Origin of the sequence: Nocardiopsis sp. JB363, assembly GCF_900143625.1 — a bacterium.
In the GTDB taxonomy this organism is placed as follows: Bacteria; Actinomycetota; Actinomycetes; order Streptosporangiales; family Streptosporangiaceae; genus Nocardiopsis.
Window position 1 is genome coordinate 1 of sequence record NZ_FRFF01000088.1, and the last position, 15,927, is coordinate 15,927.

The window sequence follows — 15,927 nt, forward strand, 5'->3', positions numbered from 1 at the left end:
ATCTACACCTCTCTATTCGTCGGCAGCGTCAGAGGTGTATAAGAGCCAGCGTGTCCACGGGGCTGAAGGGGCGTCCCGTGGGCTGAGGGGCCGTGGTCGGTTCCGGGGGGGGTTCAGGAGAGTTCCGTGGAACCCTTCCATCCTTCGGCTTCCTGCTCCTGGAGCTTCTCCAGGGCGTCGGCGAAGTGGTCGCCCATGACGTCGCTGAGGTGGTGCGCCATCTCCTGGGCGAGCACCGCGTCCACGGCCTGTTGGGCCAAGGGGCGAACTCTACGGACCAGTTCGGCGATCTGGTCCACCTCGTCGACCTGGATGACGCTTCCCGGCGTGTACTCCCTGATGATGTGGTCCGCCACCGTCCGGACCATGTGCTCGGAGACGTCACCGATCCTGTTCCTGAGGTTCTCGGCGATGTCGAGGACGGAGTCGACCGTCATACCGAGCTTGACCAGTTCGACCCCGGCGTGGAACAGGCGGGGGCTGGGGACCCGGAAGCGCAGGCCGTCGCGTTCGATGACACGCAGTGCGAGGGCCCGCCGTACGGTCCTGGGGGTCACCTCCTTACCGAAGGCCTCCCGGAGCTCTCCGAGGCTGACGTAGTCGGGGATCTCGTCGCTCCAGGCATCACCGATGGCCGACTCGAAGCCGAGGATCTCCGACAGGTCTCCCCCGCGCTCCCACACCTGGAACATCTCGCCGATGTTGGCGAACGTGTAGCCGCGGCGGAGTAGTTGGCCGATCAGCCGCAGGCGCGCCAAGTGCGCCTCCGAGTAGATGCCGACCCGACCCTGACGGCGTGGTGGCGCCAGCAGCCCTCTGTCTTGGTACACCCGGACGTTACGCACCGTCGTTTCGGCGAGCCGGGCGAGTTCGTCAATACGGTATTCGGCCATGGCACCACCCTAGAGACACGGCGGAGCCGTACTCCTCGGTAATCACGCCCCTTCACGCCCATGCGGGTCGCCGACGAAGGTCGACGCTCCTCCAGCACGGCAGTGTGGAACGGATCACAGAGTACGCCATGGACACCCGCGACCTACTCGCGAGTAAATATCCGGCGTCACCCCATTGAATTGTGACAATGCTCGTTGTAACGTTCCGGCAATGACTGTGGAGGAGATCACATGACGGCCCCCCTGCCGCGTCACCTGCGCCGGCTCCCCGGCCAGAACGCCATCGTCACCGGCGCTTCCGGCGCGTTCGGCAGCGCGACCGTCGCGGTCCTGCGCCACCTCGGCGTCAACGTCGTCGGCATCGACCGCAAACCCGCCCCCGGTGTCATCGCCTGCGACATCACCGACGACCGACAGGTGCGCGAAGGCGTCGCCGAGGCGGTCGAACGGCTCGGCGGCGATCTGGACCTGCTCATCCACTACGCCGGTGTCGGACCCTCCGTGGACATCGGTCACCCGCCCGACGCCCACGTCCACCAGGCACTGGAGGTGAACCTCCTCGGTGCGTGGCGGGTCACCGCCGCCGCCATGCCCCACCTCGTTCGGACCCGGGGCCGCGTGATCGTCACCTCGTCCCTGTTGGCCCACCTCCCACTGCCCCTCGCCGGCGCCTACACCGTCTCCAAGCGCGCGCTCTCCGCCTTCTCGGACTGCCTGCGCGCCGAATACGGCACCCACGTCGGCGTCACCACCGCCTACCCGGGTTTCGTCGACACGCCCATCCACGAGAGCTCCCGCGCCACCGGGGCCTCGCTCGACGGCGTCGTCCCCGCCGAGACCGAACGCGACACCGTCATGGCGGTGGTCCGGGCCGCCGGGGCCAAGCACCCCCCGCGCGAGATCGCCTCCACCGCCCTGGGCACCGCGGCCCTGCACCTGACCCGGCACTTCCCGGGCACCACCGAACAGATCGTGTCGCTCCAGCTCGGCCTGCTCCTCACCGACGGCACCTTCGCCGAAGCGGAGATCGCGCGGGGACTCCACACGCGCCACGGCACCCAGTACGCACCCACCGCCCTCTCCTGAAGGAGGAGTCGATGACCGCCGAAGTCGCGGGCAAGCCCAAGACCACCGACCGCGAGGACATCGCCAAGCGTCTCCTGCGCGGCTCCGCCAAGGCCTCCTACGACCCGCTCGTGGAGATCGACTGGGGCGCCCCCGTCGACCCCGACATGTGGGCGATCCGACCCGAGCGCATCTCCCTCTACGGAACCCACCTGTGGGAGCGCCTGACCGATGCCCAGCGCAAGGAACTGTCGCGGCTGGAGATCGCCAGCATCGCCACCATCGGCATCTGGTTCGAGACCATCCTCATGCAGATGCTGGTCCGGCACACCTACGACAACGATCCCACCACCCTGCACGTCCAATACGCCTACACCGAGATCGCCGACGAGTGCCGGCACACGGTCATGTTCGCGAAGATGATCGAGAAGCTCGGGTGGGAGGCGCACAAGCTCGATCCGGTCGCCCACCAGCTCGGACGGCTCTTCAAGACGATCGCGCACGGTCCGCTGATCTTCGCCGGCGCCCTGTTCGTCGAAGAGGTCCTGGACCAGATCCAAAGAGAGGCCATCCCGGACGAGGAGATCCTCCCGCTGGTGCGCGCGGTCGCGCGGATCCACGTGACCGAGGAGGCCAGGCACATGCGCTACGCCCGCGAGGAGTTCAAGCGCGACTGGCCGCGGCGCGGCGCCCTCAACAAGGCCTACAGCCGTGTCGTGCTGGGCCTGGTCACCTACTACTCCGCGACCCGTCTGATCAACCCCAAGGTCTACGAGCAGGTCGGGCTCGACCCCAAGGAGGCCTACCGGGTCGCCAAGGCCAACCCGCGCTGGACCGACACCAAGACCTGGGCCTCCCGCAAGGTGGTCGACACCCTGGAGACGGCGGGCGCCATCTCCGGACTGGGCCGGTACTTCTGGAAGAAGGCCGGACTGCTCGGCCGCTGACCCCCACCGACACGGCCCCCGGCGCCGTCCGGGGCCACCGTGTCCCCGAGAACGCCGTCGTCGGAAGGCGAAACGCGCCACGTCTTCCGACGACGGTCCCCACGCCGGGGCCCGAGGACGAACGCGCCACGTCCTCGGGCTCCGGTGCCCCTCCCCAGGGAGTGGCATACCTACCGGTCGGTAAAGTGATGTGGCCCGATCGGACCACGAAGGGAAGAGCGACATGACCGAAGAAGCACCGCACTACCGGGTGGCCGTCATCGGCTCCGGTTTCGCCGGCATCGGCATGGCGGTCCGCCTCCGGCAGGCGGGGCTCAAGGACTTCGTCGTCCTCGAACGATCCGACGGCATCGGCGGCACCTGGCGGGACAACTCCTATCCGGGCGCCGCCTGCGACGTCCCCTCCCACCTGTACTCCTTCTCCTTCGCGCTCAATCCGAACTGGAGCCGCACCTTCTCCCCCCAGCCCGAGATCTGGGACTACATCAAGCGCGTGGCCTCCGAGCACGACGTCGACGAGCACGTGCGCCACGACAGCGACGTCAAGGCCACCCACTGGGAACCCGACCGGAACCGGTGGCGGTTGGAGACCACCCGTGGAACCCTCACCGCCCAGTTCGTGGTCAGCGGGGCCGGTCCACTCGCCGACCCCTCCCGCCCCGACATCAAGGGCATCGACACCTTCGAGGGTCGGCTGTTCCACTCCGCCGAGTGGGACCACGACCACGACCTGACCGGACGCAAGGTGGCGGTGATCGGCACCGGGGCCTCCGCCATCCAGTTCGTACCGCGGATCCAGCCGAAGGTCGCCCGGCTCACGCTCTTCCAGCGCACCGCCCCCTGGGTGATGTTCCGCCACGACCGCGACATCACCGGGCCGGAGAGGTGGCTGTACCGGAACGTCCCCGGCGCCCAACAGATCGCCCGCAAGAGCATCTACTGGGGGCGCGAGAGCTACGTCCTCGGTTTCGCGAAGAACCCCGGGCTGCTGAAGGTCGTGGAGCGGCTGGGCCGCGCCAACATCGACCGGAGCGTCAAGGACCCCGAGCTGCGACGCAAGCTCACCCCGAGCTTCCGCGCCGGTTGCAAACGCGTCCTGATGTCCAACGACTACTACCCCGCGCTGGCACGACCCAACGTCGACGTGGTCACCGACGGCATCGTCGAGATCCGCCCGAACTCCGTGGTCACCCGAGACGGCTCCGGCCGGGAGATCGAGCACGAGGTCGACACCATCATCCTCGGCACCGGCTTCCACGTCGCCGACCCGCCCATCGCGCGTCGGATGTTCGACCCCGAGGGGCGTTCGCTCTCCGAGCACTGGGGCACCGACGCCCAAGCCTTCCGAGGCACCACGGTCAACGGGTTCCCGAACCTGTTCGTGCTGGCCGGACCCAACACCGGCCTGGGCCACACCTCCCAGGTATTCATGATCGAAGCCCAGATCCGGTACACGATGCAGGCGCTCAAGTTCGCCTGCCGCAACCGGATCGACCGGCTCGAACCGCGAGCGCGGGCCCAGCGCGCCTACAACGACATGGTGCACGAGTCGATGCGGGGAACCGTGTGGGTGACCGGTGGCTGCGACAGCTGGTACCTCAACGAGGAGGGCCGCAACACCACCCTGTGGCCCACCTTCACCTGGAACTTCGCGCTGCGCACCCGCTGGTTCGACCCGCACAACTACGAGCTGCGGCGGATCCGTTCGGCACGTCGATCCGCCCGGAAGAAGACCGTCGCGGTCTGACCGAGGAGGAACACCATGAGCGGGTTCGACGACGAAGAGGAGTACCAGGGCACGGTGACGGTCCTGTTCTCCGAGGAGGCCACCGAAGGGGCCGAGGTCAGGGCGCACGTCGCCGGCCACTTCTCCCCCCTGACCGGTGACTACCGGTGGACCGGGCGGCTGTCCGCGCACCCGGAGGTCACCAAGGCCTACGAGGACGGGGTGCGGACCGTCGTGGTGCGCACGCCCGACGGCCACCGAGGCGTGGGCGCCCTGTCCGGTCCCAACCTGTGGGGCGGCCACGTCGTCAACGGATCGGGAGCTCCGCCCTACGCCATCCCCGAGATCGTCCTGGAGGACGACTGAGGGGAACCAGAACTTCCCCACTCCCCCCTTTTCCGCACCAACCCCCGAGAGGTGATCCGATGGCGACACGACACGTGGGCCACGCACGGGAACTCCAGGTCCGTTCCGCCGACGGAACCCTGCTGCACGTGGAGGTCCGCGGCCCGGACGAAGGCCCGACCGTGGTCTTCTCGCACTGCTGGGCGACCTCCCTCGCCTCCTGGGGGCGCGTGGTCCGGCGGCTGGACCCGGATCTGCGCGTGGTCCTGTACGACCAGCGCGGTCACGGCCGCAGCCAGACCCCCATCACCCGGGCCGGTTACGGCACCGAGAAGCTCGCCGACGACCTGTGCGCCGTCCTTGAGGCCACCGTCCCCGAGGGGGAGAAGGTCGTGGTCGCCGGGCACAGCATGGGCGGCATGACGATCATGGCCGCCGGCCCGCGTGCGACCTTCCAGGAGAAGGTGGGCGCGGTGCTGCTCACCAATACCGGCAGTACCGACCTGGCGTCCAGGTCGACGGCGATCCCGCTGCCGGGCCCGCTCGGTACCCTCGGCTCGAAGATCTTCCTGACCGCGCCGCTCCCCTTGGGCCCCTCCAGCCCGCTCAGCGAGCACATCTTCCGCTACCTGGTCATGGCCAAGGGCACCGACAAGGCGACCAGGCGGCTGTGCGCCCGCCTGGTCCACGGCTGCGGCAGTGTGCCTCGGGGCGAATGGGGTCGGGTCATGACCACCCTGGCCCTGGACGACTCCGCCCGCCGGATCACCGTCCCGACCGTGGTCGTCGGCGGTTCCGAGGACAAGCTCACCCCGCTCTGGCACGCCCATCACGTCGGTGGACTCCTGGAGAACTGCGAGGAGGTGCGGGAGATCCCCGGTCTGGGCCACATGGGCCCCTTGGAGGTCCCGGACGCCCTCGCCGAAATCGTCGACAAACTCGCCGTCGAGCTCCCCTCGACCCGCTGAGGCTTCGGCCTGTCCGCCCCCTCAGGCGGACAGGCCGGCCTCGACCATGATGGTGTCCAGCTCCTCGATCCCGTGGTCGTCTCCGGCGACGGGCTTGCCGAAGGCGCCTTTCGTTCACCGGAGCCTTCAAAGGGGGTTCGCCCGCTCAGGCCGAGTCGCGCGTCAGGGTGGGGATCACGTGTTCGGACACCTCGGAGTGGACCTGGTGCAGACGGGCCTGGACGGCCCGGCGGAGTTTGGCCAGGCACTCGACCAGGGTGATGTCGTCGCCGACCATGCCACCCTTGGCCACGACCGGGGTTCCGTCGAGTGGGCCCCCGCCGAGGTGACCGTGGATCGCCAACGGCACCACCTCGCCGCCGACGTCGAAGGCGTGCACGTCCAGCTCGTCCAGGACACTGGCGATCAGGTCGCCTCCGGTCAGGTACAGACCGCTGGGCAGAGCGTGGGCGCCCACGGTGTCGGCGAGCTCGTTGACGACGTCGGCGACCAGACCGGCGAGGCGACCGGGGAGCTCGGCCCGTGCCTGTGGTGGCAGGTCTCGGACGTCTTCGGGGGTGGTGACCAGCCGCAGCACGCACAGTTCGGGAAAGCCCGAGGACGACAGGTGTTCGGTGAGCTCCTGGGCGACCACGTCGACGTGGTCGTCGTCGGGGTCCCCGAGCCGGACGGCGTCGACGTCGACGAAGCGCACCGCGCCCGTACGGGCCACGGTGGCCAACTGGCGTCGGGTGAGCTCGGTGGTGCTGCCGGCCACCGCCAGCAGGGGTCCGCGCGAGCCGGCCTGACCGCGCAGACGCAGGGCGTAGGCGAGCAGCGCCCCCGTGGGCCCGGGGTCGACGGCCACCCACACCGTGCCGTCGGAGTGATGCGCGGCGGCGGCGGCCTCGGCGATGTCGGTCAGGTGCTGTTCGGTGGAGGCGTCGCACACCACGACCGGTTCGTCGCCGGCGAGGAGCTCGGCGGTGAGCATCTCCTGGGTGATCCGCCGGATCGGCACGTGCCGGACGGCCAGGTCGGTCTGGGCACCCAGGATGTCGGCGACCACGCTGGTGCTCATCGGGAAGAGCGGGTCCAGGGCCAGGTCGGTGCGTTCCAACGGGACGCCGTTGAGGAGCTGTACCCCGTCCTCGGTGATGCGGCCGGAGCCGGGGAAGGCGGGGGTGAACAGTACCCGCACCCGGGTGGCGGAGGGCACGCGTTCACGGACGGCGTCGTAGGCGGCCTCGACCTCGGCGCCGATGTTGCCGCGCAGGGTGGTGTCGGTGCGCTTGACCACGAGCCCGACCGGCCACACCGCCTCGATGACGTCGGTGACCAGATCGGCCGCCTGTTCGGCCGGGACGTGGCGGCTGTCCAGGTTGGCCACGACCACGTCGTAGTCGCCGGCGACCCTGCTGACGTGTTCGGGGGTCACCGTGGCCACCCGCATGCCGGTGCGGGCGAACCGCGCGCCGGTGGCGTTGGCACCGGTGAGGTCGTCGGCGACCACGAGTACCTGGGCCACGGGTGTCTCCTTCGGGTGCGTGAAGCCTGGACCTTCCTCCTTCCAACATAGAGCCAAGGGCGGGTCGGGGCGTCTTCTCCGAGGTCGGTACGCGACCGTGCCCCGATCGTCGCGGCGATCGGGGCACGGAAGGGATCGGAGCACACCGACGGGTTCAGGCCTGGGAGCGCGGACCCGCCGAGGTCAAGGTCAGGTCGGCGTAGCGATCACCCTCCACCAGATCGGTCAGACCGTCGAGTTCGTGGAGATCGGATTCGGTCAGACGCAGGTCTACCGCGGCGGCGTTCTCGTCCAACCGGTGTGTCCTCCTCGTACCGGGGATGGGTACCACGGGCAGGCCCCACACGTCGGCGCGTCGCTGTACCCAGGCCAGCGCGACCTGCCCCGGGGTGGCGTCGTGAACCCCGGCGATACGGGTGAGCGGCTCCAGGATGCGGTTGTTGTTCTTGATCCGCTCATCGGCGAACCGCGGCTGATGACGGCGGAAGTCGTCGTCGGCCAGATCGTCGGTGGTGGTGATCGTGCCGGTGAGGAAACCGCGCCCCAGCGGGGAGTAAGGGACGAAACCCACCCCGAGTCGAACGCACTCGGGGACGACGGCCTCCTCCACGTCACGGCTCCACAGCGACCACTCGGACTGCACGGCGGCGATCGGATGAACGGCGTGGGCGCGACGCAGTTCGCCGGCGGTCACCTCGGACAACCCGAGGTGACGGACCTTGCCGTGGGCGACCAGTTCGGCCATCGCGCCGACGGTCTCCTCGATGGGGACCTCCATGTCGACCCGGTGCATGTAGTACAGATCGATGACGTCGGTACCCAGGCGACGCAGGCTGGCCTCGGCCGCTTGACGGACGTAGGCGGCGTCGCCCCGAACCGGTCGGGCGTCGGGGTCGTCGGTCCTCAGAATGCCGAACTTGGTGGCCAGGACGGCGTCGTCTCGACGCCCCTTCAACGCCCTTGCGACAAGTTCCTCGTTGGCCCCGCGCCCGTACATGTCGGCGGTGTCGAGGAAGGTGACGCCGGTGTCAAGGGCGTGGTGCAAGGTACGGATGGACCGGGCCTCGTCTCCGGGTCCGTAGAACTCGCTCATCCCCATGCAGCCGAGTCCTTGGGCGGGGACGGTGGGACCGTTGTCTCCGAGAACGGTAGTGCGCACGATGGCTCCGATTTCGTTGATGTTCGTCGTGAACGGATACCCCGGTGAGGGGTCTTACGCCGCGCTTTCTCGCGGCAGAGTACGCATGACCAGCAGACGGCAGGCGACCATGCAGACCAGGAACAGCACGGCCATCGGAAGCAGACTGTCGACCTCCAGCAGGGAGGAACCGAGCATGATGAGACCGGCGAAGAGCATGAGGCAGAAACCGAGCCAGGAGCTGGCCAGGCCGGTCATCTCTGGAAAGCGGGAGACTCCCGCTCCCATGAGGTTGGGGTAGAGGACGCCGGCGAAGAGGATGATCACCGCGGAGGGCACCGTCAGGACCCACAGGTTGGGGTCGGTGAGCGAGGCTCCGGCGACCATGGCCGCGGCGGCCACGACCGATCCGATGGAGGCGATCTGGAACTTGCCCCGGTTGGTGACCGAGGCCGGCAGGAGGCGATTACTGAACACGCCGACGAAGTAGGCGGCGCCCATACCCAGGGCGATCGCTCCGTACATCGCGGGTGAGTACCCCATGACGTCCTGCACCAGGAAGGGGCCGATGAGGTTGAAGGTCAACAGAACGCCGTAGCACAGCCCCATGGACAGGTAGATGCGGGTGAACACTCCGTCGCCGAGGATGGTGGCGGTGCCCGAGACCAGGTTCTTGATGTTCAGCGGCCGGGGGGACTCATGGGTCTCCCGGTAGACGACCCCGACCATGAAGAGCAGCATCGCTCCATAGGCGACCAGGAAGTACAGGCTGTACTCCCAGCTCAGACGGGTGTGGAACCAGGCTCCGATGACCGGGGCGATGATCGGTCCCAAACCCCAGGAGACCACCATGTAGGTCATGACGGTACCGAGGCGGGGGCCGCTGAAGCGGTCCGCCGCGATCGTCTTCATCACCACGGACGCCGCGGTGATACCAAGGCCCTGGATGACGCGAGCGGCGACGAAGACCCAGATCGAGGCGGCGAACAGACTGAGCACGCCGCCGAGCAGGTACAGGGTGATCCCGATGAGCAGGGAGCGCCTGCGACCGAGAGCGTCCGAGAGCGGCCCGTAGAACAACTGGCCGATGGAGAACGCGATCAGGTAGAGGGTCACGCTGAGCTGGACCGCGTTCTGGGTGGTCTCGAAGGCGCCCACCAGGGCGGGCAACGACGGGACGTAGATGTCGATGGCCATCTGGCCGATCGGTGCCAACAACACGATCAGCCAGATGAGGAACGTGTCGCTGTTGGCCCTGGTCCGGCGACGGCCGGTGGGCGAAAGGCCGGGGCCCGACGCGGCCCCGGAACCGGAAGAGGGTCCGGTGGTGGTCATCGACGTTCCTTCTTTCGTTGGGATGGTGATCCTGTGGATGTGTGCTCCCGTTCCAGGAGCATTCCGGTCCAGGTGAAACCGGCTCCGGCTCCGATGAGCAGCACCCGCTCACCCGGTGCCGGACCGGCCTCGCGTGTCCAGGTGTCGAGTCCGGCGATCTGGTCGGCGGTCCCCAGATGACCGACGGTGGCCCCGAACGACCACAGGGAACGGTCCGCTCCGCCGGGGAGCTCGGGGAAGTAGGAGCTCTCCAGCAGCGGCCGGCCGAGGTTGGGATACACGACCGCCCGAACCCCGTCCTTCTCTCCCTCGGGGAGTAGAGCCGTGCGTATGGACGCGACCGCGGCCCGGGTGAGCTCGCCCAGGGCCTCACCACCGTGCCTGGTGAGAAAAGCGCGCTTGCTCGCCCGCATGTCGTGTTCGGCGACCAGACCCTCGGGGGTCTCGGCGACGGGTCGGTCGTCACGGTGCAGGCCCTCCAGCGAGGGCTCCGACACGGAGTGCACGGCACGGACCCGCCAGCCGCGACGTTTCGAGGCGCTGATGACGGCGGCGGCCGCCCCGTCCCCGTAGACGATTCCGTAGTCGCTGGTGAAGCGGTCGAAAGCCGAGCCGGAGAATCGGTCGGCGGCGACGACGAGCACCGCCTCGTTTCCGTCGGACCTGCCTTTGAGGACGTCGGCGGCCACGTCCAGCAACAAGAGCTGGGCGTTGCAGCCCTGGTGGACGTTGAAGGGGACGGCGTTGACGCAGCCGAGCCGTTCCTGGAGCCAGGACGCCGGGGACCACATCCTCCGGTGGCCATGTCGGTGGATGGAGGTGAACACCACCATCCGCACGTCCCCGGGGTCGATACGGGCCTGGTCCAGGGCACGGCGTGCGGCGACCAGCCCCATGTCCCCGGGATACAGTTCCGGTTCCACGCACACGGTCTCGTATCGGTAGGCGAGGACACGCTCCCGTTCCCGTCCGGGGAGATCGTCCACCGCCCGCCGTACGTCGACACGTCGCTCGGGCAGATAGGAGCCGGTCCCGATGATGTTCAGGGCGTCGCTCACCGGACCGCCTCCGTTCTTCGCACCGGGAGCTGACTCCACTCATGGGCCAAGCCGTCCAGGCGCGCGCGCACGAAGGCCCGTTCGGATTCGGTGGTGGCCTCACGCATGGTCTGGAGCAGATCCCCGACACCGGTGCTCCGGGCTATCCGTTGCGCGGTGGGACGTCTGACCGCCTCGTAGCCGTCCAGAAGTTCGGCGGGGGCTCCGGACAGAACCGTCTCCAGGCGTCCGGCCAACTCCACGGCGTCGGCGAATCCGGTGTTCATGGCCTGGCCACCCGCCGGCGAGTTCACGTGCGCGGCGTCACCCGCCAGCAGGGCGCGACCGACACGGAACCGGTCCGCGAGGCGCTCATGCACCTGATAATGGGTGAGCCGGTCGATGGTGGCCATGCGCAACCGGGAACCGAACCCGAGCCCCTCGACGGCCTCGCGGAAGACATCGGCGGACAAGGCCTCCTCCCGCTCCAGGAAGCGAGACGTCACCGGTCCGGCGATTCGCGTCCGGCCCCCGGGAAGGGGGAGCACGGAGACCGCCCCCTCGGGGCCGACGAACATGGCCGACTCATCGCGGGGTGTGGTGAGCTCTTCCGCCGGGAGCCCCTCCGCGAGCAGGTAACTCATCGGATAGGTGGTTCCGGGAAAGCCCACACCCAGATGTGCGCGGACCGCGCTGCCCGCGCCATCGGCGCCCACCAGGTAGCGCGCGCGGACCCGTGTCCTCGTGGTCGCGTCGTCGGCCCGGCCCATCTCGGCCAGGAGGTTCCCGCCGTCTTCCCGGTGCCCCGTGTACTCGACGCCGCGCAACAGGCGACCGCCCAAGGAGAGGTAGAGCCGTTCCAGTACACGTTCGACCTCGGGTTGAGGAACGTTGAGATAGTAGGGGTGGAGCGTGGGCAGGTCGGTGAAGTCGACGGTGTAGTCGGCGCGGTCCAAGAGGTGGAAGACGATTCTTCGCATGCGCAGCGCCATGTCCTCGATCCGGCCACGCACCCCCAGCCCTTCCAGCCATTCCAGGCCGGCGGCGTGCACCATGACGGCACGGGGACGAGGATCGACCTCCAGATCACGGTCCACGATCACGCAGTCGGTACCACGTCGTCTGAGTTCGCATCCCAACGCGAGTCCGGTGGGCCCCGCACCCACAACCAGGACCTCGCAGTGCACGAAGGATGGTGTGTACGGCCTCACCGCACAGCCCTCCGCATCGACCAGTCCGCCAGCACGCATCCGCACCGACAGTCCTCACCGTGGTGGAGGTCGACGGGGGCCGGCGCGCGGGGATCCAGGACCGGCCAGCCACGCTCGGCCGCGTGGGTCAGCAACTCCGGGTCGGAACCGACCACGTGGGGGTGTCCGACCGACTCCAACAAGGGGAGGTCGCTCGGGTGGTCACCGTAGGCGTGGCTGCACCGCAGGCACAGTCCTCGGGCCACGGCGAGCTCCCGTGCCGCCGCGCCCTTGGCCGTTCCGATCATCGGCCGCTCGACCTCTCCGGTGAGCCGCCCCTGATGGACCATGGGTCTGGTCCCGTGTGCCTCGTCCACTCCCAACCCGGCGGCTATGGCGTCCAGGCAAGCGAAGAAGGAACCCGACAGCAGGATCGTGCGCGCCCCCTGCGCACGGTGGCGGTGCAGTGCTCGCACGGAGACCGGCAGGAAGAACCCCGGACGGCCGCGGTTGGCCTCGAACCAGCGCATGCCCTCGCTCGCCAGGGCTTCGTAGGACTCACCCCGATAGAGCCGGTAGTAGGCACGGTTGATCTGTGCGCGTGAGGATCCGTCGGTGGCAAGGTCGCGTAGCTCGGCGGTGAGGCGATCGTAGGCGGAGCTCGGCTCACCACGTGCACGTAGATGGTGGGCGAGGAAGTCGAACATGCTCTTACCCGAAAGAAGCGTCTCGTCGACGTCGAAGAACGCGGCGTGATCTGAGGCTCCGTGTCGGCAAGCGAGCGGTGTACTCATCGTGGCCATCACCCCTTGGCCTTGAGCAGCCCGGCCGGTTCCGGGTGAACGTCCCGGCCACCTCTACCGGAACCGACGAGATAATGGTCGAGGGCACGTCCAGCACGGCGGTGTTCGATCTCGTGGAGCGTCTCCGAGGCGAATGCCGTGAACTCGACCTCGGAGCGTGAAGAACGACGGCCACCCTGTTCGATGTCGACGGTGACGCTGAATCCGAGGCGCGCGGGATCGTCGCAGTCGGCTCGGTTGACGCGGTAGTGGATGCTCGCGTCCAGGGGGAACAGGAAGTTCTCGAAGATGGTGGCCAGCGAGTCGATGACGAAGTAGTAGTAACGGCGAGGGTTTCTGGAGGCGTGGTGGCGCTCGGTGACGGCCAGGAACATCTGGCGTACGGCCTCGACGGCCACCATGCCTTGGACGTGCTGGCCGGTCTGGTGGTCCAAGAGGAGCTCGTTGTCGGCGTGCAGGCGTAGCGAGGCTCGGTACTCGTCCTCGTCGATCCGGACGAGGTCGGCGACCAGGACGTTCTCGCTCCGGCACTTGTGCGCCTCACCACGGCCGACAAGGTCGGGGACCCGATCCTGGAAGAGGACTCGTTCCCACACACCTCGCGCCCGAAGCACGGCGTGCACGTACTCCCACTCGTACTCACCGATTCCCTGGCCCGCCATGATGACGAGTGGGTGGGCGAGTTCGTCGTACTCTCCGTCGCGCACCGCCTTGGTGAAGGCACGCAGGGTGCGGACTCGTTCGTGTGCGGCGAATCCCGCGAAGCGGTCGCCGACGATACAGAGGGCGGTATTGGGCTGCTCGAACATGTTCACGCCTTTCCACTGTCTGATCCGTGTGTCGAACGTGGGTTCATCGGCCCACGGGTGATCGGATCGCCGGGCCATGGGCGAGCATCTGTGCGTTTCAGGGACTTTTCGCCTCCCTCCCGCGAGGGCGAAGACCGACCTCGTTCGGTGGCTTCCGGGGAGTGCTGTGTCAGCATGCAAAACCAACTAGTTGGTTGTCAACGCGAAAAGGCGTGGTTCACCGTCCGAACCCGGCCAGGTGACCTGCGCCACCGGCTTTCGAGGGCCTCGCCGCCCCCGGAAACCAACTGGTTGGTGCCCGGATACCCTGGGGGCATGGGACGAACCGAGGTCACGCGCACACTTCTCCTGGACGCGGCACGGAGGGAGTTCGCGGACCACGGGATCGCCGGCGCACGGGTGGATCGGATCGCCCAGCGCGCCGGCGTCAACAAACAGCGTCTCTACGCCTACTTCGGCAGCAAGGAACGACTCTTCCAACACGTCGTCAACAACGCGCTGGGGGAGCTCTCCACAGCAGTGCAGCTCCAAGGCACCGAGCCTTCCGAGTACGTCCGGCGTGTCCACGAGTTCCACCGCGACAACCCCGACCTGCTTCGGCTGCTGTTGTGGGAGTCCCTGCACTATGGAGACCGCGTCCTACCCGGCGAGGAGGAGCGCGCGACCCTGTACACCCACAAGGCCGACGTCCTCGCCGAGGCCATGGGGGAGGAGCCCTCCCAACACACGCGGCTGCTACTGCTCACCCTCATCGGCGTGGCCGCCTGGCCGAACATCGTTCAGCAACTGTCCCGGATGATTCTGGGCCGTGACCCGCAGGCTCCGGAGACACGAGAAGAGCTGACCGACTTCCTGGCCTCTTTCGTCCACTCCGCGGTCGAGTCCGGACAGGGCGCCGGGGGAACACCCCCCGAAGAACGGACTCCGTGAACACGGCGGCGCCGGCCCACCGGGGCGGCCCGGCACGCGCTCCGGATCAGGGAGCGGGCAGGGGCACCACGGTGCGGGTCCGTGCGCTGTGGCGGGCCGCCTCGATGACCTCCAGCCCGTGGATCACCTCGTGCGGGGCCACCGGAAGCGGTTCGCCCTCGCCGACAGCGTCGCGCACCCCGGCGTAGAACTCGTGGTAGGCGCCTCGCTCACTGGGAACCGGCCGCGACTCCCCGTCGACGCCGAGCGTGCCCCACTCGCCCTCGGGAAGAACGCCCCAGTCGGGGGCCGTGGGGCTCTCCCCCGCGACGAGACGGGCCTCCTGGCCGTCCATGCCGTGGGAGACGTAGCCGCCCCGGTCGCCCAGCACCCGGAAACGGGGGCCGTTCCGCGCGCTCAGTGCGCTCATCCACAGGTGGGAGCGGGTACCGCGGGTGTGCTCCAGTGCGAGGAACACGTCGTCGTCGGCGTTCACCCCCTCGCGGAGGGCGTCCACCTCGGCGTAGACCGAGGCGACGGGGCCGAACAGGTTGACGGCCTGGTCGATCAGGTGCGGTCCCAGGTCGTACAGCAGCCCGGCACCGTGTTCCACGCCTCCGCTCTCGCGCCACGTCCCCTTGGCCTCGGGACGCCAGCGTTCGAAACGGGACTCGAACCGGTGGATCCTGCCCAGGGCACCCTCCTCGATGATCCCCCACAGGGTGAGGAAGTCGGCGTCCCAGCGGCGGTTCTGGTAGACGGTGAGCACCTGGTCGAGGTCGGTGGCCAGGTCGGTGAGGTCGCGTGCCTCCTGGGAGGTGAGCGCGAACGGTTTGTCCACGACCACCGCGAGCCCGGCCGCCATGGCCGCGCGGGCCAGGGGGGCGTGGGTCTCGTTGGGGGTGCTCACGACGGCGATCTCGTAGCGTCCGGCGTCGGCCCACAGGTCTTCGACGGAGGAATACGCGGTCACACCCGGGTAGCGTTCGCGCGCGGCGGCCTGCCGGGCGGGCGATCCGGTGACCACGGCGGACAGCCGCAGTCCGGGGACGGCGTCGATGAGGGGCGCGTGAAAGACCTCCCCGCCCTTGCCGTAGCCGATGAGGGCGACGTGCAGTTCGGGTCCGTCATGCTCGGGGATGCCCTGACCAGGGCTGGTGGGTGCGTCGACCATGCCACCAATGTACTTTTCCCGCCGGTCCGTCTCCGACCCGCCCTCCACACGTAGGTCAGAACGATGAACCTCTTGTACACA

The 15,927-nt window shown here is 68.5% G+C and carries 15 protein-coding genes; 6 read left to right on the top strand and 9 right to left on the bottom strand.

From position 1 onward, the window contains the following. Positions 1-113: 113 nt before the first annotated feature. Positions 114-893, bottom strand: a complete 780-nt coding sequence (locus tag BQ8420_RS13005; RefSeq protein WP_087098785.1) for a MerR family transcriptional regulator — start codon at positions 891-893, stop codon at positions 114-116. Between the two features lie 231 nt (positions 894-1,124). On the opposite strand from BQ8420_RS13005, the gene BQ8420_RS13010 reads away from it, so the two are divergent. From BQ8420_RS13010 to BQ8420_RS13030, 5 genes are all read left to right on the top strand, one after another. Further along, the gene (locus BQ8420_RS13010; RefSeq protein ID WP_087098787.1) at positions 1,125-1,979 is read left to right on the top strand and encodes an SDR family oxidoreductase; all 855 of its coding nucleotides are present in this window, start codon (positions 1,125-1,127) and stop codon (positions 1,977-1,979) included. Positions 1,980-1,990: 11 nt separating this feature from the next. After that, a complete protein-coding gene (locus BQ8420_RS13015; RefSeq protein WP_087098789.1) occupies positions 1,991-2,905 on the top strand; it encodes a diiron oxygenase in 915 nt (304 codons plus the stop codon). 223 nt (positions 2,906-3,128) lie between these two features. After that, positions 3,129-4,652: an NAD(P)/FAD-dependent oxidoreductase gene (locus BQ8420_RS13020; RefSeq protein WP_087098791.1), complete on the top strand. Its 1,524-nt coding sequence runs from the start codon at positions 3,129-3,131 to the stop codon at positions 4,650-4,652. Between the two features lie 15 nt (positions 4,653-4,667). Continuing rightward, the gene (locus tag BQ8420_RS13025) at positions 4,668-4,997 is read left to right on the top strand and encodes a DUF4873 domain-containing protein (protein ID WP_087098793.1); all 330 of its coding nucleotides are present in this window, start codon (positions 4,668-4,670) and stop codon (positions 4,995-4,997) included. Positions 4,998-5,056: 59 nt separating this feature from the next. Further along, the gene (locus tag BQ8420_RS13030) at positions 5,057-5,944 is read left to right on the top strand and encodes an alpha/beta fold hydrolase (RefSeq protein ID WP_087098795.1); all 888 of its coding nucleotides are present in this window, start codon (positions 5,057-5,059) and stop codon (positions 5,942-5,944) included. Between the two features lie 145 nt (positions 5,945-6,089). Here the strand turns inward: BQ8420_RS13030 and BQ8420_RS13035 are convergent, their stop codons facing one another. The 7 genes from BQ8420_RS13035 to BQ8420_RS13065 form a co-directional block, all read right to left on the bottom strand. Next, a complete protein-coding gene (locus tag BQ8420_RS13035) occupies positions 6,090-7,451 on the bottom strand; it encodes a four-carbon acid sugar kinase family protein (protein WP_087098797.1) in 1,362 nt (453 codons plus the stop codon). Between the two features lie 154 nt (positions 7,452-7,605). Continuing rightward, a complete protein-coding gene (locus BQ8420_RS13040; protein WP_200815920.1) occupies positions 7,606-8,610 on the bottom strand; it encodes an aldo/keto reductase in 1,005 nt (334 codons plus the stop codon). A 54-nt stretch (positions 8,611-8,664) separates the two neighbouring features. Beyond that, on the bottom strand, positions 8,665-9,924 hold the full coding sequence (locus BQ8420_RS13045) for a multidrug effflux MFS transporter (protein WP_087098801.1): 1,260 nt from the start codon (positions 9,922-9,924) through the stop codon (positions 8,665-8,667). Beyond that, positions 9,921-10,982 (bottom strand): ketoacyl-ACP synthase III family protein, encoded by a 1,062-nt coding sequence (locus tag BQ8420_RS13050; RefSeq protein WP_087098803.1) that lies wholly within the window; start codon positions 10,980-10,982, stop codon positions 9,921-9,923. The genes BQ8420_RS13045 and BQ8420_RS13050 overlap by 4 nt, the downstream gene beginning before the upstream one ends. After that, entirely contained in the window at positions 10,979-12,211 is a 1,233-nt protein-coding gene (locus BQ8420_RS13055; RefSeq protein WP_087098805.1) for an FAD-dependent monooxygenase, read from the bottom strand. The genes BQ8420_RS13050 and BQ8420_RS13055 overlap by 4 nt, the downstream gene beginning before the upstream one ends. Beyond that, positions 12,169-12,945: an HAD family phosphatase gene (locus BQ8420_RS13060; protein WP_087098925.1), complete on the bottom strand. Its 777-nt coding sequence runs from the start codon at positions 12,943-12,945 to the stop codon at positions 12,169-12,171. The genes BQ8420_RS13055 and BQ8420_RS13060 overlap by 43 nt, the downstream gene beginning before the upstream one ends. Positions 12,946-12,953: 8 nt before the next feature. Beyond that, positions 12,954-13,763 (bottom strand): AfsA-related hotdog domain-containing protein, encoded by an 810-nt coding sequence (locus BQ8420_RS13065; protein ID WP_160049305.1) that lies wholly within the window; start codon positions 13,761-13,763, stop codon positions 12,954-12,956. Between the two features lie 315 nt (positions 13,764-14,078). Between BQ8420_RS13065 and BQ8420_RS13070 the strand changes: the two genes are divergently transcribed. Next, positions 14,079-14,693 (top strand): TetR/AcrR family transcriptional regulator, encoded by a 615-nt coding sequence (locus BQ8420_RS13070; protein ID WP_087098809.1) that lies wholly within the window; start codon positions 14,079-14,081, stop codon positions 14,691-14,693. Positions 14,694-14,739: 46 nt separating this feature from the next. On the opposite strand, the gene BQ8420_RS13075 is transcribed toward BQ8420_RS13070, so the two are convergent. Then, positions 14,740-15,846: a Gfo/Idh/MocA family oxidoreductase gene (locus BQ8420_RS13075; RefSeq protein WP_087098811.1), complete on the bottom strand. Its 1,107-nt coding sequence runs from the start codon at positions 15,844-15,846 to the stop codon at positions 14,740-14,742. Positions 15,847-15,927: the final 81 nt, after the last annotated feature.

Bases quoted from the DNA above. Each gene is read 5' to 3' on its own strand.
- BQ8420_RS13070 (WP_087098809.1), top strand. From the start codon at position 14,079: ATGGGACGAACCGAGGTCACGCGCACACTTCTCCTGGACGCGGCACGG.
- BQ8420_RS13005 (WP_087098785.1), bottom strand. From the start codon at position 893: ATGGCCGAATACCGTATTGACGAACTCGCCCGGCTCGCCGAAACGACG.
- BQ8420_RS13010 (WP_087098787.1), top strand. From the start codon at position 1,125: ATGACGGCCCCCCTGCCGCGTCACCTGCGCCGGCTCCCCGGCCAGAAC.
- BQ8420_RS13015 (WP_087098789.1), top strand. From the start codon at position 1,991: ATGACCGCCGAAGTCGCGGGCAAGCCCAAGACCACCGACCGCGAGGAC.
- BQ8420_RS13030 (WP_087098795.1), top strand. From the start codon at position 5,057: ATGGCGACACGACACGTGGGCCACGCACGGGAACTCCAGGTCCGTTCC.
- BQ8420_RS13055 (WP_087098805.1), bottom strand. From the start codon at position 12,211: ATGCGTGCTGGCGGACTGGTCGATGCGGAGGGCTGTGCGGTGAGGCCG.
- BQ8420_RS13025 (WP_087098793.1), top strand. From the start codon at position 4,668: ATGAGCGGGTTCGACGACGAAGAGGAGTACCAGGGCACGGTGACGGTC.
- BQ8420_RS13060 (WP_087098925.1), bottom strand. From the start codon at position 12,945: ATGAGTACACCGCTCGCTTGCCGACACGGAGCCTCAGATCACGCCGCG.
- BQ8420_RS13045 (WP_087098801.1), bottom strand. From the start codon at position 9,924: ATGACCACCACCGGACCCTCTTCCGGTTCCGGGGCCGCGTCGGGCCCC.
- BQ8420_RS13065 (WP_160049305.1), bottom strand. From the start codon at position 13,763: ATGTTCGAGCAGCCCAATACCGCCCTCTGTATCGTCGGCGACCGCTTC.
- BQ8420_RS13075 (WP_087098811.1), bottom strand. From the start codon at position 15,846: ATGGTCGACGCACCCACCAGCCCTGGTCAGGGCATCCCCGAGCATGAC.
- BQ8420_RS13020 (WP_087098791.1), top strand. From the start codon at position 3,129: ATGACCGAAGAAGCACCGCACTACCGGGTGGCCGTCATCGGCTCCGGT.